Consider the following 22,070-nt stretch of genomic DNA (forward strand, 5'->3'; position numbering starts at 1 on the left):
TCTGTCTCATGTAGGAGTTGTTTGAGTCCCTCGCTAGTGAGGCATTCTTCCTTGGACAAGGCAGTATTCACCCCTTCTTGAACTAGCTTGTCATAAAGGGCAGAAATGTTTCCATTCAAGGCATCTTCATAGCGTTCAACGGCCTTTTTCCACGTGAAAGAATACTTGTTGGCATCAGCTTCTACCTTAGTCCCGTCAATGAAGAGAGCCTCATCTTCAATCAAGCCATTCTCTCTGAGGAGGAGAGTGAAGTAGATGAAGGCAGTTTTGATGAGCTGGTTGGCGTGTGTGCTAGCCCGAAAACTGTTTATGGTCCGATAACAGACATAGGTATCCTGACTCAGCCATTTCATAGGAATGACTTCTTCATTCATTTGAACGATTTTCCGACCAGAGAATACCTGACGAGCATAGGCAAACAGGGTCATTTTGAGCAACATGGCTGGATGAAAGGCTGAACGACCAGTATGGGAAGTTTCTTCTAATAGAACGGATAAAGGAATGGTATCCACAAACTGACTAATCAGACGAGCCTCGTGAGTAGCAGGTAAATCCCAAGCAAGATTTAATTCCAAACTTAACTGATTTGTGTTATACTGTTTATACATTTTCATGCCTTTCTAGTTGTTTTGTCGTTATTATAATTATAAAGCATGAAATGGAAAACGAGCAAATCCTAATTGGAATTGCTCGTTTTTTTATATGTGAGCGGCTAGTTTTTGCCCAGCCTCTTTTCTATCTCCACGGGTTGTAAAAACGACCACCGTTTACAACTAACAGACCGATTGTAATTAGAACTAGAATTACAATAAGGGCTAGAACGAGATAATCCACTCTTTGCAGGGCTTGGTAGGTGTACCAGGTCCGCATTTTGTTTTTCCCAAAACGACGCAGCTCCATAGCCATTGAAATGGTATCAATCCGCTCTAAAGAACTAAAAATCAAAGGAATGACCAGAGCAAGATTCCCCTTGATACGGTCCATTAACTTGCCCTTATTGGACAACTCCAAACCACGCGCTTCCTGGGACATCCGAATGGTATAAAACTCCTCCTGAATATCCGGAATGTACCGCATGGTCAAACTAACCGCATAAGCAACTTTGTAGGATACCCCAATCTGATTTAAACTTGAGGCAAATTGGCTTGGGTGAGTGGTCATCAAAAAGACAAGGGCCAGGGGTACTGTACAAAAATACTTCAAGAGTAGATTGACAAGATAAAAGAGTTGTTGACTGGTTAGAGAATAGGGACCCAAACCAGAGATCAAAACCGTCTCCGCACCATATAGCTCCACTCCGTATCTTGGAGCAAAAAGATGCACCATCAGAGCGTTAAGCAGGGCAAAGACAATGGTCAACAGCAAGACAAAGGAAACATCCTTATAGCGAATACCTGATAATTTAAACAAGGAAAGCGAAAATAGAGCAATAAAGGCAATCAAACGCGTATCGTAGGTCACCATTGCAAGAATGGTCACAATCAAGAAAAATAAGAGCTTACTCACAGCAGACAAATCATAAATAAAGCCTGTTCCCTTATGATAACCAATTAAATGTTGTTGACTCATTGCCCCCTCCTTTCTGCTTGCATGTAAAACATAGTCAATTCCAGTGGATTAACGCCTAAACGTTCCGCCAAGTGGAATATGGATGTTTCTTTCAAATTAGCCTCTTCTATGACTTGTGCATCTGACAAGATTTCAGCAGGACTAGCATCCGCAATAATCTGTCCATCCACCACAACAATAGCCCTATCCGAGTAATCCAACATCAACTGCATGTCATGGGTAATCATCACAATGGTGTGCCCCTGGGCATTTAGTTGGTCCAAGAAGTCCCTCATTTCCTGATAGTGACGTTGATCCTGACCAGCCGTCGGCTCATCCAATAGAATAATCTCAGGATTGAGCACCAAGATAGAAGCAATGGTCACCCGCTTCTTCTGACCGTAGGACAGGGCTGAAATCGGCCACTTGCGGTACTGGTACAAACCACAGACCTCTAAAATCTTAAAGACCCTGGCTTCAATTTCCTTCTCAGTCACTCCCCTCATTCGCAAGCCAAGGGCCACTTCATCAAAAATCATGGTCTGACTGATCATCTGATTTGGATTCTGAAGGACATAGCCAATCCGCTCCGCCCTCTCTTTGACAGAATCATCCTTGATTGATTGCCCCTGCCACAGCATTTCCCCATCGGGTTGGATAAAGGCACACAAGGCCTTGGCCAAGGTTGATTTTCCAGCTCCATTTTTCCCGACAATGGCCAAACGCTCACCTTTATGTATCTTCAAATGGATATCTGAAAGAATGAGCCTATCCGAGTAGGCAAATTGTAAATCACGTACTTCAAGCAAAACTTCCTTTGCCACTTCTTCCAAGCTGATTTCAGGGAGTTTGCCCATTTCTAATTGACCCAAATCAATATCCCAAACTGAAGAGAGCTGACCCGCTGTTTGGATGGGATAACCCAAGGCTCGTAAGGTGGAAATATAAAGCGGCTCACGGATGCCATTTTCTTTGAGAAGACTGGTCTGCAGGAGCTGATCTGGATGACCATTAAACAACATCCGCCCTTCGTTTATCAGTACAATCCTATCTACCTGACGATAGAGGACATCTTCTAAGCGGTGCTCAATAATAATGGTCGTCGTTCCCTCTTGTGCATGCAAACGATCAATCAAGTCAATGGTATCCTGTCCAGATTTTGGATCCAAATTAGCCAAGGGTTCATCGAATAGCAAAATCGGACTTTCATCGATTAGGACCCCCGCAAGACTGACCCGTTGCTTCTGACCTCCCGAAAGATCCTGGGGACGAAGGTTCAACAGTTCTTTTAAGTCCAAGCGTACAGCCCAGTCATGAACTCGTTCCTTCATGGTCGCCAAGGTTTCCATGTCATTTTCCAGCGCAAAAGCCAAATCTTCCGCTACAGAAAGCCCAATAAACTGACCATCCGTATCCTGCAAAACGGTGCTGACCAGAAGAGATTTTTGGTAAATAGACTGGTCAAAGGCAGAGACCCCCATCAGTTCAAAATCCCCTGTATGGGTTCCCTTATGGATGGCAGGGATAATCCCATTCAAGACCTGACCGAGAGTGGACTTACCTGAACCAGATGGCCCAATAATCAGCACCTTCTCTCCTTCATAAATGGTCAAATCAATACCATGTAAGGTCGCATCCGTCTGCGCATTGTATTTAAAGGAAAAATTCTTAAATTCGATGACTTTTTTCATATTCCTATTATATCAGAATCCAGCATGAAAAAAAGGAAGAATTCTCCCTTTCTCCCAATCCATAAGCTATGACGAACGATTAAAGGGGACGCTTCTTCGTGAACTACTTATTTCTATTCATTCGGCCTAGCTTGGAAAATACTGGTTAACTCTTTCGTTCCTAGCACTCACCAAGTAACAGACAGCACAAGACAGGAAAAGAAAAATTGCACTGATTTCTCAATGCAATCTTGATGTTATTAGGCATTTGCTGGAGCCAAGGTTTCCCCAATCGCTTCCAAGCGCTCTGCCCATTCTTGACGGGTCAAGCCGTTTTCAGTGATGTAACGGTTGCGCTCATGAGCACGGCATTCAGCTGAACAGCCACGAACATACTTGTGCTCGTTTTCTTCTGATGTCAAGATACGGCGGTTACAGAATGGGTTGCCACAGTTGACATAGCGCTCACATGGTGTACCATCAAACCAGTCCTTACCAACGACAACTGGGTTAACATGGTTAACATCGACAGCGATACGCTCGTCAAAGACGTACATCTTACCATCCCACAATTCACCACGAACTTCTGGGTCTTTACCATAGGTTGCGATACCACCGTGCAACTGACCGACATCCTTGTAACCTTCACGAACCATCCAGCCTGAGAATTTCTCACAGCGAACACCACCAGTACAGTAAACAACTACGCGCTTGTCCATGAATTTCTCTTTGTTATCACGGACCCATTGTGGCAATTCACGGAAGTTGCGGATGTCTGGGCGGATGGCACCACGGAAATGCCCAAGGTCGTACTCGTAGTCATTACGGGTATCTAGAACAACTGTGTCTTCGTCCAAAAGAGCTTCCTTGAATTCTTTTGGTGACAAATAAGCACCTGTTGTTACAAGTGGGTCAATGTCACTGTCGAAGTCGTTGTCTTCTAGACCAAGGTGAACGATTTCTTTTTTATAACGAACAAACATTTTCTTGAAAGCTTGCTCATTTTCTTCGTCAATCTTAAACCACAAATCGCTGAACAATGGGTTGGCATGAACATAGCCCATGTATTTTTGAGTTGTTTCATAGTCACCAGAAACGGTACCGTTGATACCTTCGTCGGCAATCAAGATACGGCCTTTGAGTCCGATAGACTGACAGAAAGCCAAGTGCTCTGCAGCATATTCTTTGGCATTTTCAATTGGAACATACTTGTAATATAACAATACGCGAATGTCTTTTGACATGATTTCTCCTTCTCAATCTTTGCAATAGATGATAGATTTCTGACATTTCTCATAAAAGTCAAGGACTATTATACCGCTTACAAGACTAAAAAACAAAAATCTGAACTGAAACTTATTCTTCCAATTCAGATTTGAGTTTCTCTAATTTTTCCAAGGTGTCATCTCCAATAAGTTGCCCCACTTTTCGCTTGTGTCGCTTAGAAATATTTTTCTGCCACTTATCCTCGATAGGATTGCTCTGTTTATCCGTTTTTTTAGGTTCCTCCACTTCCTCGCTCTCCTGCCATTCCACATCTCTTATCACTTCTTCCCAGTAGCTGACAATAGCAGAGCAAAGATAAAATTGTAGCCTGCGCAGGCATTTTCCAATAAGTGTAGATGGTGGTGGTTCTTCTACCAAACGGTAAGTCCTTTGAAGCTCAATCAATTGGGACTGGTATTTTTCCCATTGAAGCATGGATTTACTCGGTTTTTTACGGTAGAGGTGGCTTTGTCGGATAACCTCTATATAGGGTGCTACAAACCGGCTAATCCGTAACTTGAGAGAGGAACGAGAAAGATAGGTGGCTGTTAGTAAGCCTGATGCCAAAAGGCGCTCAACCTCCCTAGCCTGATGATCAGGAAACCGGTAGTGAACCATACAGTTTCCTTCTTCTTCCTCTATGAGCAACCGAACCTGCAACCTTCCTTTATACCAACTTGCAAAAATATCCTGCTTGACATCCCAAGCCTTCTGGAAAAATTGAAGCAAGTAGTAACCTTGTTTGGTTAAGGCGTACCAGCTTCCCTCTTGATAAAGGTAGTTTCGGATAGCCCCCTTCATATAAAATTCTCCGTGAAAGTCATAGAAGGTCGGTTGCTTATAGCTTGAGGTGGAAGAATGATTGCTGATACGAAAGACCTTATAATAACAGGTATTCCACAGGACACAGACATAGAGAGAATCCGTCCTTTCTGACTGATAAATCGTTAGTATCTCCTCACCTGGATTGAGAATAGAGTGAATGAGAGGAGCTAGATTTTCTTCTGTCCAAGCCATACATAATCCCTCCCTTCTTTTATATTATTATATCATACTATCAATTGTTTTCTCAAAAAAATCAACCTAGAAATTTTCTAGGTTGAACACATCATTTGAACTTATTCTATTTTTACATCTACAGGATTGGAAAAACATTAATCTTTTGACAAGCTGCCTGTTTTGGTTTGCGAACGAGCATATACGCCAAGAAGGATTGTACCAGCAATGGCTATTGTAATGCTATTGACAACTCCTGCTACCAAGCCTTGAGTGAAAACCTTATTGGCAGCTTCACTATAAATGACGATATCCAAAACTGGAGCGATAATCCCCCATGCGATGACATTGGCTACAACTTGGAAAATATTGAAAACCAAAATATCTTTTCCTTCAAAAATCCCTTCTTGGACACGAAGACGATTTTTGGCAAAACCAATGACCAAACCAACTACTCCTGAGGCTAAAATCCATGACCACCATGGACCGTATGTCAAGGAATCCTTAAGCGTATGCCCAATAAAACCAACAAAGAAGCCAACTACCGGACCAAACACGACTGACAAAAGTGCCTGAACAGCATATTGGAGCTGAATAGAAGTATTGGGAACAAAGGTAGGAATATTGATTAGCAAGCCAATGACAACAAAGAGGGCAGCGCCGATACCGGTCGCAACGACAGTTCTGATTGAATGATTTTTCATAAGTATCTCCTTACAATTCTTTAATTACTAATGCGTTTGATTTCAATGTGCCAGTTTTGACCGACACCAACATTATAGGCCTTGGCAAAGGAACCTTGGTTAATAGCCAATCCCACTCGGTAGAGCGAGTTGATATAGAGCAAGGGTTGACCAATTCTCACATCCGCAAAGGACTTACCATAGGTCACTTGGTTTTGATAGACCAACATATCGTTGTTGTAGATGGTCACTTCAAAGCGGTCCTCAAACTGAGGATTCAAAGTATAAAATTCCTCACGCGTGATGGAGGTCCAAAGTGAACCAAAACGAACATCCAAAATATCGATTGCTCCTTTTACAAAGTCCTGACCGATTTCAGTCGGTACAGTTGGAATTTCAACGATGGAAGCTACATCCAACTCTGGACCCACTTCTTCAAAGCTGATATGACCAGATGCTAATTTGGCACCTGTGTAAGCATACACATCGCGACCGTGAAAGGTGTAGGAATGCTCCGTGTTGGCTCTACGGTTGGCTACTTCTGAAATTTCACGAACAGCCTTAATGCCCACATGTTTCTTGATGAAAGAAAGCGTTCCGTTATCCGGGGTAACGATATAGTGGTTTTGTTCCGTCAAAGCCACCACACTTTTACGCTTAGAGCCTACTCCTGGGTCAACAACCGAGACAAAAGTTGTACCTTCCGGCCAATATTCAACTGTCTGAAAAAGACGGTAAGAGCCTTCAAAAATGTTGTAGGGTGTAATATCGTGGGTGAGGTTGTGAACTACTAGGTCACGCGACTCCTGAAGAGCCACACCAATCATAGCTGACACAGCACCATCTACTAGACCAAAGTCAGATTGTAAAACAAGTAAATTATTTGACATAGCTCCTCCTAAAAATGATACTGTTCTATCATAACAGAAAAGCTACAAGCTTTCAAATAGCTATTTTCTAGGGACGGTTATAGTTATCTATTATAACTAGATAATACTACAAACTTTCTCAGTCACACAAAAAATAAATTTTTTAATAAAACACTTGCATTTCAAAAATTATTGTTTTATAATAATTTTACAGATAATATTATCATAAAACAATAATAATCGGAGGTTTGCTATGAAAACCAATCTACTCAAAACAGCTGGCATTGTGGCTGCTTGTGTTCGTTTCTTCTTCTATTTATTAATTGCAGGCAATATTTTCTTTAGCCTGGCTGGTTTCAGAGGCGACTCATTTGTGATAGGCTCTTGGGAATACACCTTTAACAAACCCATTGACCAGATTAGTGTTTGGCTCATCCTTTTAACAAGTGGATTAATCTTAATCATCTTGGCGGTACTCAGTCACATTGCTCACTTGCTTCAAAAGTTATGTAAATTGCTTCTGGAAGAAGATTATTTCGCTTCAGCTAGTCTGGAACTTTATCAGAAACTCTTCATCAGTTTGCTCGTCTTGACTGCTGGGCAATTTTGCCTAACCAGCTTGATTGCTTTGACAAATGCTACTGGACCAACCAACTTCCTCAATCTTCGCTGGTCAGACTTTATCCTCAACGCCCTCTTCCTCCTCGCAACTTATTTTGTCTGGAGATTGGTTCAAAAAGGGCAACAATTAGCAACTGAGAACAGTGAGTTTATCTGATATGGAAATGATTCGCGTAAACCTAGACAAGGTCCTCAAAGACCGACAAATGACTTCCAAGGACCTAGCAGAGCAAGTCGGCATCACCGAAGCCAATCTGTCCATTCTCAAGACAGGCAAGGCAAAAGGTATTCGTTTCAATACCTTGATGAGCATCTGCCGAATTCTAGACTGCCAGCCAGGAGATATTTTAGAATATGTGGATGATGAAGAGTGATAGGGTTCTCCTAGATTTAAGGCTGCAAAGAAAACCAGCTACCGCTGGTTCTCATTTCCAACCTTCTAGGACGTCCCACTTACAATGAGAATCGTCTACCGACGATTTCTATTTCCAACCTTTTAATAAAAATGACTGTCCCCCGGACTTTTGAGTACAAAGAAAACTGCCTGCCGGCAGTTCCTATCTCCAACCTTTTAATAAAAATAACTGTCACCCGGACTTTTGAGTATAAAGAAAACTGCCTGCCGGCAGTTCCAATCTCCAACCTTTTAATAAAAATGACTGTCCCCCGGACAGTCATTTTTATTAAAAGCCATCTACATTTGTGTAGATTTTTTGGACATCTTCGTCGTCTTCGAGGGCGTCGTAGAGTTTTTCAAATGTTGCGAGGTCATCGCCGTCAAGTGATACTTCTGATTGTGGAATCATTTCAAGTTCAGTAACGTTAAACTCTTCAATGCCTGATTCTTTCAAAGCCACAATTGCCTTGTGCAAATCAGTTGGTGCTGTATAAACAGTGATTGTTCCGTCTTCTGCTTCTACATCATCGACTTCAACATCTGCTTCAAGGAGCAATTCGAAGATGGCGTCTGCATCATCACCAGCAAAGACAACCACGCCTTTTTTATCAAACATGAATGATACGGAACCAGACGCACCCATGTTACCGCCGTTTTTACCAAAGGCAGAGCGAACATTGGCTGCGGTACGGTTTACGTTTGATGTCAAAGTATCAACGATAATCATAGAACCATTTGGTCCAAAGCCTTCGTAACGACCTTCCACGAAGGTTTCGTCTGTGTTTCCTTTTGCCTTGTCAATGGCCTTGTCAATGATGTGTTTTGGAACCTGCGCTTGCTTAGCACGGTCGATAACAAATTTCAGCGCTGAGTTTGTTTCTGGATCTGGGTCACCCTTTTTCGCTGCTACATAGATTTCAACACCAAATTTGGCGTAAACTTTTGAGTTAGCACCGTCTTTTGCGGTTTTCTTGGCTACAATATTGGCCCATTTACGTCCCATGGGGAACCTCCTACATTTTATAAAATCGCTTTATTATACCATAAATGGCAAGGATTGAGAAGATTTTTAAAACAAAAGACAAGCTCACATGAACTTGTCTTTTTATCTTACAACTCAACTGTCGCAACTTGGCTATCTTGACCGACCTGTCCAAGATTTTCAAGGCTGACAGATTTGATTTCTGCTGTGTTTGTGAAGGCAACGACGATGGTTGTTTCACGTCCTGCTGAGCGAATGGCATCCAGATCTGCAACAAGGAGCAAGTCGCCTGCTTCAACGCGTTGACCATCTGTAACCTTAGCTGAGAATGGAGCACCGTTTAGCGCAACCGTATCTAGGCCGACGTGCACCAAGACTTCTACACCCTTGTCAGACAAAATACCGACAGCGTGTTTGGTTGGGAAGACACTGGTTACAATACCTGAAACTGGTGCATAAACATTGCCGGAGCTAGGCTCAACTGCATAACCGTCACCCATCATTTTTTGTGAGAAGACCGGATCTTTCACTTCTGTGATGGCAATGGCTTGACCTTCAGCAACAGCATAAACTGCCTCGGTCACACCCTTGAATTGTGCTTTCTCAACTACTGTTTCAGTCGCAACAATTTCCGTACGAGGGATGGCTACGCCAGATTCTAGCAAGTCTTGAATGTCTGATTTGAGAACATCTGCTTTTGGTCCATAGACTGCTTGAACACCTGAGTCCTTGATAATCAAGCCCATAGCACCAGCCTGTTTCCAAGCATTTTCATCTCCAACCTGTGCCACATCTTTGACACTTACACGAAGACGAGTCATACAAGCATCCACATCTGCGATATTATCTCGACCACCAAGCAAGTTGATGATTTGTACCACTTGTGAATTAGCATCTGCAGTATCTACGTTTGAATTTGAAACCACATCCGTTGTTTCTGTATCATAGTTGCCATTGCGTCCAGCTGTTGCTAGGTTGAATTTTTGAATCATGAAGTTGGCAATGAAGTACATTGCAACTGCAAAGAGGGCTGTTACCCAAATGAAGTTAACTACATCCATACCGATACCGGCTTTAATCGCCATCGGTGTACGTGTAAGGAATTCGATATTACCAAATGAGTGCATACGCAAGTTGACAACATCAGCCATGGCAAAAGCCGCACCTTGCACAAAAGCATAAACGACATAAAGTGGCATTGCCGCAAACATGAACATGAACTCGATTGGTTCTGTTACACCTGTCAAGAAGACAGCAAGTGCAGAAGATAGGAACATACCTTTGTATTTTTTCTTCTTATCTGGATCAACGTTGCGATACATAGCATAGGTCAAGCCCATAAGGATACCTGATGAACCAATCATTTGACCAACTTTGAAACGAGCTGGTGTTACATTAGCAAGGAGATCATTGTACTGAGCCATGTCGCCTGCATCTTTCAGGTAAATCAAGTCTGTGATCCAAGCCAACCAAAGCGGATCTTGTCCAAATACCTGTGTACCTGCTTGAGCACCTGTCAAGATGTCATAGGTACCGCCAAGTGATGTATAGTTCATTGGAATGGTCAACATGTGGTGAAGACCGAATGGAAGAAGCAAACGTTCCAAGGTACCGTAAACAAATGGTGCCAAGATTGGAGCTGTTTCTTGTGAAGTCGCAATCCATTTACCAAAGCTGTTGATACCTGTTTGAACGATTGGCCAGAAAATTGCCAAACCAAGTGCCACAAGCACAGAACGATAGATGACCACAAATGGTACGAAGCGTTTGCCGTTAAAGAAAGTCAATACATCTGGTAATTTGCGGTAATTGTAGTATTTGTTATAGGTTGTTGCCCCTACAAAACCAGCAATGATACCAACGAAGACACCCATGTTAAGCGCAGGTTGGCCCAAGATATTGACGAAATAACCTGAAACTGGGATTTGTGTCCCGAAGACTGTGCTGACTGTCGCTTCTGCATCTGCCAACATGTCAGTTGTCACACCAAAGAAGTGACCTGTAATCAAGTTAATAAGGATGAAGGCAAGACCTGCTGAGAAGGCACCACCAGCCTTTTCCTTAGCCCAGCTACCACCGATAGCCAAGGCAAAGAGCAAGTGAAGGTTTCCGATAATCCCCCAACCGATTTGGGCAATGATGTTCCCGATACGAATCAAGAGTTCTGATTCCGGGCTGATTAGTGGAATCGAGTTTCCGATAGAAACCATGAGACCTGCCGCTGGCATAACGGCAATCACGACCATCAAACACTTACCGAATTTTTGCCAAAATTCGAAACTAAGAAATTTTTTCATGTTTTTCTCCTTAAATTTTTCTTGGTCTCTTGACCATTAAATACTTAATCTTACTTCCACACCAAAGTGGTCCGATATTACAGGAAGATTGTCCCCGTTGAACATCACTCGACTGGATTGAACCTGTCTTTCCTGATTTAAGAACACATAGTCCAGACGTTTTTCCTGGCTATGACCTTCCCATCCGTCAATAGCTTTTTCAACAGTGATACCGCTATCCTTGTCCGCTGCCAAATCATAACTATCATAAAGGCCCAGGTCCTTGATAGCTTGATAGGCTTGGGGATTTGATAAAGCATCTGTATTGAAATCACCCATGAGGATTTTCAATCGATTCGAATCCGTTCTCTCAATAATCGAGCGAATATTTTCCAACTGATTTTCTTCTTGACTATCAGGAAGATTGATATGGCAGGAATACAAATCTATCAACTCATTCCCATATGCCACTGTCAAGCCAATAATCTTGCGAGACAGGATTGATGTCAAATCTTGGTGCTGACTACAGTAGAAGGCATCCACTTCGTAGACCGGTAATCTTGTGAGAAAGGCAATCCCTTCATCATACTTATCATATCCGATATGAGAATTGGACCAGAAATAAGAATATTCTGCTACTCCCAGCTCTTTCAGCTTTTCAAGCAAAACCAAACCATAATTATCCTGGCGCAGTTCTCTGGTCACCAAGGGACTCGTCATCAGTTGATTGACTTCTTGCAGGGCAATCACATCGTATTGCTTTTGAGCAATGGTCTGAGCAAGTATGTCCAACTTTTTGTCTTGATTTTCTTCTAACCAGGCATGGACATTAACTGTTAGTAATTTCATAGCTCTCCTTTCTTCATCGTATTCTAAAATAAAACGTTTCCGTATTTGTAAACTAATTGTAACGTAAACGTTTCCATTTGTCAACTCTTTTACGGAACAATTTAGAAACTTTTACGTAATTCTTTTAGAATTCTTTTAAAAAAGCTATAAAACTGACGATTATTCCTAAATATGTTAAACTAGTGACAGAAGAGTTGAGGAGTCACCATGAGTAAATATAAAAAAGTCTACGCAGACATCAAGGAAAAAATTGAACAAAATATCTGGCAGGCCAATCAGGAGATGCCAACCGAAAATGAGCTAATGGAGATCTACTCCTATTCCAAGGATACTATCCGCAAGGCACTATCGCTATTAGAAATGGATGGCTATATTCAAAAGCGTCAGGGGAGAAACTCCATTATCTTGGACCACAACCTGATCAGAAAACCGTACGTGTCTGAATTGAAGACCGTTAGCGAACTCAACCGCTCTGCCCACCATCAAGTCCAGACCCAACTGACCAATCTCTACATCGTACAAGGTCAGCCAGAAGTCATGAAGGAATTGGAAGTGGATGAAAAGACGGATCTGTACCGTGTCAGCCGCGTTCGGACTATTGACGGAGAACGATTAGAGTATGAGATTTCCTACTTTGACCGCAGGATTGTTCCCTATCTCAGCAAGGAAATCGCTGAAAAATCGATTTATCAGTATCTAGAATCGGACCTGGGCTTAGGAATCTCTCATTCACGCCGGGAAATTTCCTTCCGCTTTGCAACGGAGGAAGAAAAATCCTTGCTTGATCTGGCTGGCTACGACATGGTGGTTTCCGTCACCAGTACCACCTTTCTGGCGGACGGCCGTCCTTTTCAGTACGGAACCATCACCTATCGACCAGATAAGGTCACTTTTGTATCAATGGCCAAACGGTAAAAAATGAAAAATACAAAAAAGAATGTTCCCACTCAGGAACATTCTTTTCAATTTAGGAGAGCAAAAGTATTAGTTTGAATGCCAAATATCTTGGTTGTACTGTTCAATAGTACGGTCAGATGAGAAGAATCCTGCTTTGGCGATGTTGTGAACAACTTTCTTGTTCCAAGATTCTTGATCTTCGTAGTCTGCAAAGACTTGCTCTTTGACTTCAATGTACTCCGCCAAGTCAATCAAGGTCATGAACCAGTCTTTAGAAATCAATTCATGGTGCAGACGACCAAGACGCTCTTCATTACCAAGTGCAAGCACTTCATCGCTGACGATAAAGTCTACCGCACGTTTGATGTTGGCATCGCCATTGTAGTAGTCTGCAGATACGTAACCAGCCTTGTCGTACAAGTCGATAATAGTATCTGAGTCCTTACCAAATATGTAAATATTGTCCATGCCAACCAACTCTGCAATCTCAACGTTGGCACCGTCCATAGTACCAAGTGTCAAAGCACCGTTGAGCATGAATTTCATGTTACCAGTACCTGATGCTTCTTTAGAAGCCAATGAGATTTGCTCAGAAATATCTGTCGCAGGGATGAGTTTTTCAGCAACAGTTACATTGTAGTTTTCAACCAAATGAACATTGAGGTATTTATTTACTTCTGGATCATTATTGATCAACTCTGACAAGCAAAGAATCAAATGAATGATGTCTTGAGCGATAATATAAGCTGGGGCTGCTTTACCACCGAAGATAACAGTGATTTTACGTTTTGGCAGGTTACCGTTCTTGATTTCAAGATACTTGTGAATGACATACAAGGCATTCATCTGTTGGCGTTTGTACTCGTGGAAACGTTTGATTTGTGTATCGATGATAGAGTTTTCGTCCAATTCGATACCCTTGTTATCTTTCAGGTAACGTTTAAGAGCCAACTTGTTGTTGTGCTTAATTTCCGCCAACTTAGCATGAACTTCCTTGTTATCCGCAAAGGCAAGCAATTTCTCAAGCTTCGTCGCATCTGTCAAATACTCATCGCCAATCAATTCCTTGATGTAGTCAGCAAGGTCTTGGTTAGCAAATTCCAACCAACGACGGAAAGTGATACCGTTTGTCTTGTTGTTGAATTTTTCTGGATAAAGCTCGTAGAAACCTTTCAACTCAGAGTTTTTCAAGATTTCCGTGTGGAGAGCCGCAACCCCGTTGACAGAGTTTGAGAAGTGGATATCCATGTGGGCCATGTGCACACGACCAGACTCATCGATGATGTGAAGAGCAACATCAGCTACTTCCTTAGCTACCAAGGCATCCAATTCCTTGATGATATCTACCAAGTGAGGCACCACTTCTTCCAAGAATGACAATGGCCATTTTTCAAGAGCTTCTGCCAAGATAGTATGGTTTGTGTAACCAGTCATGTTCTTAACGATTGCCACTGCTTCAGCAAATTCCAAGCCGTGTTTTTCAGTCAAAAGACGAATCAACTCAGGAATCACCATTGATGGGTGAGTATCATTGATTTGAACATAAGCATAGTCTGCCAAGTCATGTAAGTTTGACCCACGCTCAATCGCTTCATCAATCAAGAGTTGTGCGGCGTTTGATACCATGAAATATTGTTGGTAGATACGAAGCAACTCACCATTTTTATCTGAATCATCTGGGTACAAGAAGAGGGTCAAGTTTTCTTTGATGTCTGTCTTGTCAAATGAGATACCTTCTGTAATCAAGTCATAGTTGACAGACTCAATGTCAAACAAGTTAAGGTAGTTCTTTGTTTCTTTTTTATAGCCAAGAATGTCAAGACGGTCCAATTTTGATTTCAAAGTGAAGTTTTTGAATGGAACATCATAGCTAATAGTTGTTGGAATCAACCAAGAATCATTTTCAATCCAGAAGTTTGGCTCTGCATCTTGTTGGTTGTCCTTGAAGACTTGTTTGAAGAGACCGCAGTGGTAGTTGAGACCAACACCCTCACCGTTGATACCAAGTGTTGACATAGAATCCACAAAACATGATGCCAAACGACCAAGACCACCGTTACCAAGTGATGGTTCTGGCTCCACATCTTCAACTTGTGCCAAAGACTTGCCAGCTGCTGCCAATTCTGCCTGAATGTCCTTGTAGACACCCAAGTTGATCAAGTTGTTTGACAAGAGTTTACCGATAAGGAACTCTGCTGAGATGTAGTAAACCTTGCGTTTACCTGTGTTTTTTGGTTTTGTAGCTACAGCTTCTTTTACGTAGTTTAACAATTGAAGATAGATTTCTTCGTTTGTGAGTTCTGCAAGTTTTTTGTTCGTGTTTGTTTCTACAAAAGTTGTAAAGTTAATCATGTTTTTCATTTCCTCGTTGATATAGTGTTGTCATTTTGACTAAGAAGTCTTTGCGTTCCTGGGTTAAATCTTCAGCTTTCATTCGCCATTCCCAGTTGCCTCCGACAGTTGAAGGCATGTTCATGCGGCTTTCTTCGCCCAAGTCAAGAACATCTTGCATGGTCGCAATAGCTGTGTCGCTGACAGTGGCAAAGAGTGTTCGAAGCATGGCTTGAGTCACTGGCTCAATCGGCTTTCTATTAGTATAAGCATCTACAAACTCCTGTTGTTCAGGCTCTAGATTGTTATACCAACCGTTGACCACCTCATTATCATGTGTGCCTGTGTAGGCGATAGAGTTTGGTACGCAACGGTGTGGGATGTCAATGCTCTGTCCAGTCACATCGAAGAAGCCAAATTCTAGAATCTTCATTCCTGGATAGCCGCAATCCGCAAGCAACTTACGAGCCTTGGCATCAATATTTCCTAGGTCCTCTGCAATAATTGGCAAGTCGCCGAGGGTTTCCTTGACCGCCTTGAAGAGATTGTAGCCTGGACCTGGCTCCCAAGTACCAATCTTGGCAACTTTAGCATCTCCTGCTACCTGCCAGTAATCTGAGAAGCCTTTGAAGTGGTCAATTCTCAAGACATCGTATAGTTTGAAACTCTCGTGAATGCGGTAGATCCACCAGTTGTAGCCAGTCTTTTCATGTTGCTCCCAATCGTAGAGTGGGTTGCCCCAAAGCTGGCCATCTGCAGAGAAGTTATCTGCTGGCACACCTGCCACATAAAGCGGCTTGCGCTCGCTATCTAATTTGAAGAGCTGTGGCTTGGTCCAAACTTCCACACTATCAGCAGAAACATAAATTGGCATGTCTCCGATAATCTTAATGTGGTTTTGATTGGCATATTCTTTTAGCTGTTTCCACTGGCTAAAGAAGAAATATTGAGTGACTTTAAAGTAGTCAATTTGGTCTGCCAATTCCAAGCGGTATTTTTCAAGGGCTTCTTCATTTCGAGCAACAACTTTCTTGTCATCCCACTCTTGTAGGGCCTTGTTTCCAAAGTGTTCTTTAATAGCCATGAATTCCGCATAGTCATTTAACCATGACGAATTGGCTTTTTCAAACTCTTGAAAGGCTGCTTTACGCTTGTCATCACTCAAGAAGTTTTTAACGGCTCTTTCCAAAATCGGACGGCGAGCCTCATAGATCAAGGCGTAGTCTACTTTTTCTGGATTGTCCCCAAATTTCACATCTTGGTAGTCAAAGTTGGCCAATAAATCTTCTTCTGCCAACAAATCAAAATCAATTAAATGGGTATTTCCTGCAATGGCAGAAAATGATTGATAAGGTGAATCTCCGTAACTTGTCGTTGTGAGAGGAAGGAGCTGCCAGTAGGTCTGCTTGGTTTCGACCAAGAAATCTACAAAGTCATAGGCAGGCTTTCCAAAAGTACCGATACCAAACTTACCTGGAAGTGAGGTAATATGCATTAAAATTCCACTGGTACGATTCGCCATAAAAACGTTTTCCTTTCTTTCGATTACAATGATAGTTTAACGCAAACGTTTGCATTTGTCAAGGATTTATACAATTTTTTTAAAACTTTTACGTAAAACCGCTCAAAATCTCCCATAAATACGCATTCTACTGCTCTTGTTACCGTTAAACAAAAGAAGAAATTCTGAGTATTTTAACCCAGAATTTCATTATTATTCGATTATTTTATGAAAAGGTTTGCTCGCTGATTTGAATCTCATTTTCCACTACATCAGCCAACAAGTTTGTCACATCTAGGTGATCCAGATAGTAATCCGTTACCTTGTCTCGAATCTGATTTTCAATCACACGGCGCAATGGACGAGCTCCCATAGCCTGATCATAGCCTTCTTCCATCAAGAACTCTTTGGCTGCCTCAGTCACTTCTAAGTGAATACCTTTTTTAGCTAGGGTCTTATTGACCTGGCCTAACATCAAATCGACGATTGCCTTGAGGTCTTCTTTACCCAAGTGTTTGAATTCGATAACTGCGTTGAAACGGTTAAGGAACTCCGGACGGAAGAATGGTGCGATGCGGTCCATGATGTCTTGATTTTCTTCAGCTTCTGGCATTCCATAACCAAAACCAGCATTTGAAGTCGCGATGACAAGGGTATTTTTGAAGTTGACCTGGTTGCCCTGTCCGTCTGTCAAATGACCATCATCTAGCACTTGCAAAAGGAGGGTAATCACTTGTGGATCTGCTTTTTCAATCTCATCCAAGAGGACAATGGAGTACGGATTGCGGCGGACACGTTCGGTAAGAGTATGGGAATTATCATCATAACCAACATAACCAGCTGTAGTACCGATTAATTTGGAAACGGCTGTCCGATCGCTGTATTCAGACATATCCAAACGAATAATGGCATCCTTGTTACCAAACAAGTCAAGCGCTAACTGTTTTGCCAACTCTGTCTTACCCACACCTGTCGGACCGACAAAGAGGAAGGAACCAATTGGACGGTTTCCGTCATCAAAACCTGCACGATTTCGACGAATAGCCCGAGATACTGCTTCCACCGCATCGTCTTGACCGATAACGTTAGCTGCCAGACGATTTTTCAATTCCTTGAGTCGTTCAATGTCAGAAGCTCCCATTTGTGAGACTGGGATGCCTGTCATTCGCTCAACCGCCTGAGCTACATCATTAACAGTCGCTACCACTTTCTGTTGCTCCGTGTGGTTGTCAATTTGTTCTTGGAGCTTGTCGATGCGGACTTTTTCATTGAGTGCTGTTTCGTAATCTTCTTTTTCAGCTGCTTGACTTTGCAAAGCTTTAGCCTGTTCAATCTCTGCCTCCAAAGCTTGAATATCTGTCACAGGATGTTGTGCAGCTAAGTGAGCAGAGGTCACATCGACCAGGTCAATAGCCTTATCAGGCAAGCTACGTTGTGGAATATATTGGACGGAATAATCAACCGCAGCTCTCAAGACCTCATCTGGCAATTCAATATTGTGGTGGGCTTCATAAAGCGGCTTGATCCCTTTCAAAATCTGGTAGGTATCTTCTGCGGACGGAGCATTGACCTTGACTTCGTTGAAACGACGAGCCAAGGCAGCATTCTTATGAATAGTATTGCGGTATTCGTCCTGCGTAGTCGCACCGATAACAGTTAACTCTCCACGGGAAAGAGCTGGTTTGAGAATATCTGCTAAGCCCTTGGAACCTGAGTCTCCACCAGTGCTACCAGCTCCCAAAATCTGATGGATTTCATCAAAGAAGAGAATGATATTTCCAGCTTTTTTGACCTCATCCACAAGATTCTGCACATTTTCCTCAAAGGCTCCGCGGTACTGAGTCCCAGCTTCCAATCCTGAAATGTCGATGGAGATGATTTCCTTGTTCTTAATGGCTGCTGGCACATCACCATTGACAATGGCTTGAGCCAAGCCTTCTACTACCGCAGTTTTACCGACACCCGCATCACCGACCAGAACAGGATTGTTTTTAGTCCGACGTGCCAAAATTTCAGATGTTTCTTGGATTTCCTTATTTCGTCCAATGACTGGATCCAACTTCCCTTCACGCGCATCTTGTGTCAAATTGCGACCAAGTTTTGCCAGAATTCCGTCTGACTTTATCTGACCTTTAGCCTGAGTTTGAGCCACTTCTTCTGTCTGTGGCAGGCGACCAGTCTGACGGTAAATTGCAAATTCCTCCGGTGTCACTTCACGCCCATTGATAGAATAACGGCGACGCTCTGTGCTGTAGCCACCCATGTTACCCATGAGTTGATTGAAAATATCGTCCATATTGTTAAAATTATTGAAATTGTTGTTCATAGTAGTTACCTCGTTTAAGTTTTAATTGTTTTTGACTTTTACTGACCTTTGTTTTAAAAATATAATAGCTAGTATGGAATAATCCTATCTTTCATAACAACCTCCTTAGAAGTTTGTCTTTTACTGACCAATAGTCCCAAGAGTAAGTCAAACCCTTCTCGTTTGACCTATGCTGACCTTTTGTTCAAAGAATTCGTAAGGTCCTTTACCTTACGAATCTTATTTTACATCATTGGTCAGTAAAAGTCAATAGTTTTGTTTGACCTTTTTTGACTTTTTATAGTCGAATGAAGAGCTTTCAGACAAGGAACTGAGGCGCGGGCTATACTAAAGTATGGCATGGCGAAAGTGACGATGTATCAAAGTTAATTCAAATGACTAAAAAAATCTACCTGACGGTAGATTCGGTAGCTACTAGATGATAATCCCTTCCAAATGATCTAGTTCATGCTGAACAATTTGAGCTTGGAAGTCTGTCAGCCTTAGGCTCTGCCTTTTCCATGAAGCATCAAAAAACTCCACTTCAATCTCCTGATAGCGTGTCGTCGGGCGAGTACCTTCCAGCGACAGGCAGCCCTCCTCTGTCTGATAGGGCTTGGCCTTGCGGATGAGGACGGGATTGTACATGACCAGGTTGGTGAAGCCCATGTTGACGATGATAATCCGCTTTTTGACGCCAATCATGTTGGCCGCCATGCCCACGCAGGCGTGAGCATTGGCTGCTAAAGTGTCCTGCAAATCCTGACCGACCTGTACATCTAACTGAGTCGCAGGCTCAGATTTCTGTTGCAGGAAGAAAATGTCTTTCATAATGGGTTGAATCATGGGGTGTCTCCTTTGTTAATCGTATTCATAAATATTAAATCTATAACCATTGCTGTCATAGTCTATAAAAATACGTTCCCTATCCCAATCACTGTTAAACACTTTTTCTAGTACTTTGAGAAGTGCTTCAAATTTTTCAAGTTTATCCTGATCTGAATATTGATCGTATTCTTGCATCTCCTTTATAAAATCAACAATTTCGATATAGTCTCCCCTATCATTCGGACATACTAAATGTATAATTTCTTTCATAGATTTTCTAATTCGAATATTTAACTCTTCAACAAACGGTTCTAATTCATCATCCTTTTCTTGCAGTGCATTAGCTGCTAGATTGGCCAAGTAAGCTATTCCTCTTAAATTAACAGTTCCAAACTCATGCTGAAAGAGGTAGATGTTTCTGACAAGCTCCTGAATAACACTATCATACTCCTCTGTCATCTTTTTTATTATGTCTTCCTGATTCGGAATATTTGTCACAATCGGCTTAAACTTCTCTTCAACAATCTGTTGATAAGTATTCTCCATATCTTTCCTATTCATTAAAACAAGTATTTTTTGATTACGGTGATTTGCGAGATGATCTATAAAACCTAAAAGATCATTATAGTCCTCAGGATTATCTTTTTGTTTTTCACTATAAGTAACACGTTCCAAATCATCGAAGATGATGAGAGAATGTTTTTTCATCAAGTCTAGACCTAAAATTTTATAAGCCCATTTCACAAGACTACTTATGACAGGAATATGGTCCAAACTCCCAAAGGTCGAATGTTGCTCTATCTCATCAACCAATACTTTCTCCACCTGCTCCCTGGTTCGAATCCCAAAACAGGAAATATAGTAAATTTCATGCGGTTTGTAGAATTGATTTTCAAAGAATGTCCGAATAAAGTGAGTCTTCCCACTCCCCCATGAACCATCCAACCAAAAGATATTCCTCCCCCGCTCTTTCTCTCGATTCAAAAAAGAAAGCAATTCCTCTTGGAAAGAGAAGTCATATTCAGGGTATTTTTTCTTATCCAGTGGAAAATAGCGGATAACCTCACACCGTCGCAAGATGCTAAAAATAATCTTCGCTAGAATCAGCAGAAAGGTGGATACTAACAAAATAGTCAATCTATTCACATAAGGCCATTGTATCCAGAGAAAATCCATCAGATAATCACCCACTGGTTTGAGAATTTCCTTCACCAGCTCTTCTCGCAAAAGAAAATAGACAATCCACGCCAAAGCTAAACCTTGCTTGTATCTTCGGACAAACCATCTCTCTCCGCTCCAATCTACTCGTCGTACAGGCTTTTTGGCGAGTTCTTTTAACTTCTTACAAATTTTTTCTTTCACAACTTCCTCCTCATTTTAGTATACCAAAAAAAGCCTAGTTTTCACTAGACTTCTTTCGATTATTCTTGGCAATAAATTGCAATAGCCTGACTGACAAAGGTTGCTGTTCCTGGTCCACCTGCTCGGTCAATGTTGGCTGAAAATCGTTCATCTTCAACATACATCAGACCTAGCCCCTGCAAGATTTCCTTGGTGCAGGTGTAGAAGTTTTCTGTGATATAGGCCTGTAAAGTAGCTACCTGAACCTGTACATCTGGATGACTAGCTTCCAAGCTCTGCATTTTTCCAAAAGCTTCAAAAATGCTCTGCATCTCTCGGGCAAACACCCAGTCCTTACTGGCATCATATCGCTCTTCAAATTCAGCATAGGCCGCGGTATTCCTCCACCGCTCCTTGGCCTCCATCTTGTAGACATCTAGTTGACTGCTGTCAAATGCGTGAAAGTCCATGACTTCTCCTCCTTTTTCTGTGAGCAATCTGGCGTGATTGATGATGCGGTCCAGACGTTCCCTTTTGAGCTCTAAAAGGGCGATATGGTCCCGCAAGACCTGCTGACGATTGACTTCCGTCACATCCAGAAGTTGCTGATACTCAATGAAAATCAAAATCAGGCTAGGCGACGCAGATGCAGATAGAACTGAAGTTCATCAAATCAAGTCAACAACGCCTGACTTTGATTTTCGAAGAGT

The 22,070-nt window shown here is 42.1% G+C and carries 19 protein-coding genes; 3 read left to right on the plus strand and 16 right to left on the minus strand.

Translation table 11 applies throughout. From position 1 onward, the window contains the following. The 7 genes from C1E58_RS07490 to C1E58_RS07520 form a co-directional block, all read right to left on the minus strand. Positions 1-608 (minus strand): transposase (locus C1E58_RS07490; protein WP_161951290.1); only part of this gene is annotated, 608 nt, incomplete at its 3' end. A gap of 127 nt (positions 609-735) precedes the next feature. Continuing rightward, on the minus strand, positions 736-1,569 hold the full coding sequence (locus tag C1E58_RS07495; RefSeq protein ID WP_105209920.1) for an energy-coupling factor transporter transmembrane component T family protein: 834 nt from the start codon (positions 1,567-1,569) through the stop codon (positions 736-738). After that, the gene (locus C1E58_RS07500; protein ID WP_105209921.1) at positions 1,566-3,239 is read right to left on the minus strand and encodes an ABC transporter ATP-binding protein; all 1,674 of its coding nucleotides are present in this window, start codon (positions 3,237-3,239) and stop codon (positions 1,566-1,568) included. The genes C1E58_RS07495 and C1E58_RS07500 overlap by 4 nt, the downstream gene beginning before the upstream one ends. A gap of 239 nt (positions 3,240-3,478) precedes the next feature. Beyond that, the gene (locus C1E58_RS07505) at positions 3,479-4,462 is read right to left on the minus strand and encodes a rhodanese-related sulfurtransferase (protein WP_105209922.1); all 984 of its coding nucleotides are present in this window, start codon (positions 4,460-4,462) and stop codon (positions 3,479-3,481) included. Positions 4,463-4,574: 112 nt separating this feature from the next. Then, the gene (locus tag C1E58_RS07510) at positions 4,575-5,501 is read right to left on the minus strand and encodes a hypothetical protein (RefSeq protein WP_105113570.1); all 927 of its coding nucleotides are present in this window, start codon (positions 5,499-5,501) and stop codon (positions 4,575-4,577) included. 137 nt (positions 5,502-5,638) lie between these two features. Further along, a complete protein-coding gene (locus tag C1E58_RS07515) occupies positions 5,639-6,184 on the minus strand; it encodes an ECF-type riboflavin transporter substrate-binding protein (RefSeq protein WP_105209923.1) in 546 nt (181 codons plus the stop codon). Between the two features lie 20 nt (positions 6,185-6,204). Further along, positions 6,205-7,053 (minus strand): SAM hydrolase/SAM-dependent halogenase family protein, encoded by an 849-nt coding sequence (locus C1E58_RS07520; RefSeq protein ID WP_105106884.1) that lies wholly within the window; start codon positions 7,051-7,053, stop codon positions 6,205-6,207. A gap of 232 nt (positions 7,054-7,285) precedes the next feature. On the opposite strand from C1E58_RS07520, the gene C1E58_RS07525 reads away from it, so the two are divergent. Next, positions 7,286-7,810 carry a hypothetical protein gene (locus tag C1E58_RS07525; RefSeq protein WP_105209924.1) on the plus strand — a complete coding sequence of 175 codons (525 nt, stop codon included), beginning with the start codon at positions 7,286-7,288 and terminating at the stop codon, positions 7,808-7,810. Position 7,811: 1 nt separating this feature from the next. Continuing rightward, positions 7,812-8,027 carry a helix-turn-helix domain-containing protein gene (locus C1E58_RS07530; RefSeq protein ID WP_105209925.1) on the plus strand — a complete coding sequence of 72 codons (216 nt, stop codon included), beginning with the start codon at positions 7,812-7,814 and terminating at the stop codon, positions 8,025-8,027. A gap of 309 nt (positions 8,028-8,336) precedes the next feature. On the opposite strand, the gene C1E58_RS07535 is transcribed toward C1E58_RS07530, so the two are convergent. From C1E58_RS07535 to C1E58_RS07545, 3 genes are all read right to left on the minus strand, one after another. Further along, a complete protein-coding gene (locus C1E58_RS07535) occupies positions 8,337-9,053 on the minus strand; it encodes a YebC/PmpR family DNA-binding transcriptional regulator (RefSeq protein WP_105118565.1) in 717 nt (238 codons plus the stop codon). A 107-nt stretch (positions 9,054-9,160) separates the two neighbouring features. Further along, a complete protein-coding gene (locus C1E58_RS07540) occupies positions 9,161-11,329 on the minus strand; it encodes a PTS transporter subunit IIBC (RefSeq protein WP_105209926.1) in 2,169 nt (722 codons plus the stop codon). A gap of 36 nt (positions 11,330-11,365) precedes the next feature. Continuing rightward, a complete protein-coding gene (locus C1E58_RS07545) occupies positions 11,366-12,157 on the minus strand; it encodes an endonuclease/exonuclease/phosphatase family protein (RefSeq protein WP_105209927.1) in 792 nt (263 codons plus the stop codon). A 207-nt stretch (positions 12,158-12,364) separates the two neighbouring features. Here C1E58_RS07545 and C1E58_RS07550 point away from each other — a divergent pair, with 207 nt between their 5' ends. Further along, on the plus strand, positions 12,365-13,072 hold the full coding sequence (locus C1E58_RS07550) for a UTRA domain-containing protein (protein ID WP_105209928.1): 708 nt from the start codon (positions 12,365-12,367) through the stop codon (positions 13,070-13,072). 69 nt (positions 13,073-13,141) lie between these two features. Here C1E58_RS07550 and glgP read toward each other — a convergent pair whose 3' ends face one another. From glgP to C1E58_RS07580, 6 genes are all read right to left on the minus strand, one after another. Further along, positions 13,142-15,406 carry a glycogen/starch/alpha-glucan family phosphorylase gene (glgP, locus tag C1E58_RS07555; protein ID WP_105209929.1) on the minus strand — a complete coding sequence of 755 codons (2,265 nt, stop codon included), beginning with the start codon at positions 15,404-15,406 and terminating at the stop codon, positions 13,142-13,144. Then, positions 15,399-16,907, minus strand: coding sequence for a 4-alpha-glucanotransferase (gene malQ / locus C1E58_RS07560; RefSeq protein WP_105209930.1), 1,509 nt, complete (start codon positions 16,905-16,907; stop codon positions 15,399-15,401). The genes glgP and malQ overlap by 8 nt, the downstream gene beginning before the upstream one ends. 205 nt (positions 16,908-17,112) lie before the next feature. Then, a complete protein-coding gene (locus C1E58_RS07565; RefSeq protein ID WP_105209931.1) occupies positions 17,113-19,212 on the minus strand; it encodes an ATP-dependent Clp protease ATP-binding subunit in 2,100 nt (699 codons plus the stop codon). A gap of 414 nt (positions 19,213-19,626) precedes the next feature. After that, positions 19,627-20,037: a peptide deformylase gene (locus tag C1E58_RS07570; RefSeq protein ID WP_105209932.1), complete on the minus strand. Its 411-nt coding sequence runs from the start codon at positions 20,035-20,037 to the stop codon at positions 19,627-19,629. Positions 20,038-20,052: 15 nt separating this feature from the next. Then, positions 20,053-21,381 (minus strand): KAP family NTPase, encoded by a 1,329-nt coding sequence (locus C1E58_RS07575; protein WP_238142254.1) that lies wholly within the window; start codon positions 21,379-21,381, stop codon positions 20,053-20,055. A 59-nt stretch (positions 21,382-21,440) separates the two neighbouring features. Beyond that, positions 21,441-21,986: a TipAS antibiotic-recognition domain-containing protein gene (locus C1E58_RS07580; protein ID WP_238142255.1), complete on the minus strand. Its 546-nt coding sequence runs from the start codon at positions 21,984-21,986 to the stop codon at positions 21,441-21,443. Positions 21,987-22,070 lie beyond the last annotated feature (84 nt).

The sequence above is a fragment of the Streptococcus suis genome, assembly GCF_002964575.1.
GTDB lineage: Bacteria > Bacillota > Bacilli > Lactobacillales > Streptococcaceae > Streptococcus > Streptococcus suis_R.

Excerpts from the sequence above, each read along its gene's own strand:
- C1E58_RS07565 (WP_105209931.1), bottom strand. The coding sequence starts at position 19,212 with ATGAACAACAATTTCAATAATTTTAACAATATGGACGATATTTTCAAT.
- C1E58_RS07535 (WP_105118565.1), bottom strand. The coding sequence starts at position 9,053 with ATGGGACGTAAATGGGCCAATATTGTAGCCAAGAAAACCGCAAAAGAC.
- glgP (WP_105209929.1), bottom strand. The coding sequence starts at position 15,406 with ATGATTAACTTTACAACTTTTGTAGAAACAAACACGAACAAAAAACTT.
- C1E58_RS07545 (WP_105209927.1), bottom strand. The coding sequence starts at position 12,157 with ATGAAATTACTAACAGTTAATGTCCATGCCTGGTTAGAAGAAAATCAA.
- C1E58_RS07510 (WP_105113570.1), bottom strand. The coding sequence starts at position 5,501 with ATGGCTTGGACAGAAGAAAATCTAGCTCCTCTCATTCACTCTATTCTC.
- C1E58_RS07520 (WP_105106884.1), bottom strand. The coding sequence starts at position 7,053 with ATGTCAAATAATTTACTTGTTTTACAATCTGACTTTGGTCTAGTAGAT.
- C1E58_RS07540 (WP_105209926.1), bottom strand. The coding sequence starts at position 11,329 with ATGAAAAAATTTCTTAGTTTCGAATTTTGGCAAAAATTCGGTAAGTGT.
- C1E58_RS07505 (WP_105209922.1), bottom strand. The coding sequence starts at position 4,462 with ATGTCAAAAGACATTCGCGTATTGTTATATTACAAGTATGTTCCAATT.
- C1E58_RS07515 (WP_105209923.1), bottom strand. The coding sequence starts at position 6,184 with ATGAAAAATCATTCAATCAGAACTGTCGTTGCGACCGGTATCGGCGCT.
- C1E58_RS07500 (WP_105209921.1), bottom strand. The coding sequence starts at position 3,239 with ATGAAAAAAGTCATCGAATTTAAGAATTTTTCCTTTAAATACAATGCG.
- C1E58_RS07525 (WP_105209924.1), top strand. The coding sequence starts at position 7,286 with ATGAAAACCAATCTACTCAAAACAGCTGGCATTGTGGCTGCTTGTGTT.
- malQ (WP_105209930.1), bottom strand. The coding sequence starts at position 16,907 with ATGGCGAATCGTACCAGTGGAATTTTAATGCATATTACCTCACTTCCA.
- C1E58_RS07495 (WP_105209920.1), bottom strand. The coding sequence starts at position 1,569 with ATGAGTCAACAACATTTAATTGGTTATCATAAGGGAACAGGCTTTATT.
- C1E58_RS07530 (WP_105209925.1), top strand. The coding sequence starts at position 7,812 with ATGGAAATGATTCGCGTAAACCTAGACAAGGTCCTCAAAGACCGACAA.
- C1E58_RS07570 (WP_105209932.1), bottom strand. The coding sequence starts at position 20,037 with ATGATTCAACCCATTATGAAAGACATTTTCTTCCTGCAACAGAAATCT.
- C1E58_RS07550 (WP_105209928.1), top strand. The coding sequence starts at position 12,365 with ATGAGTAAATATAAAAAAGTCTACGCAGACATCAAGGAAAAAATTGAA.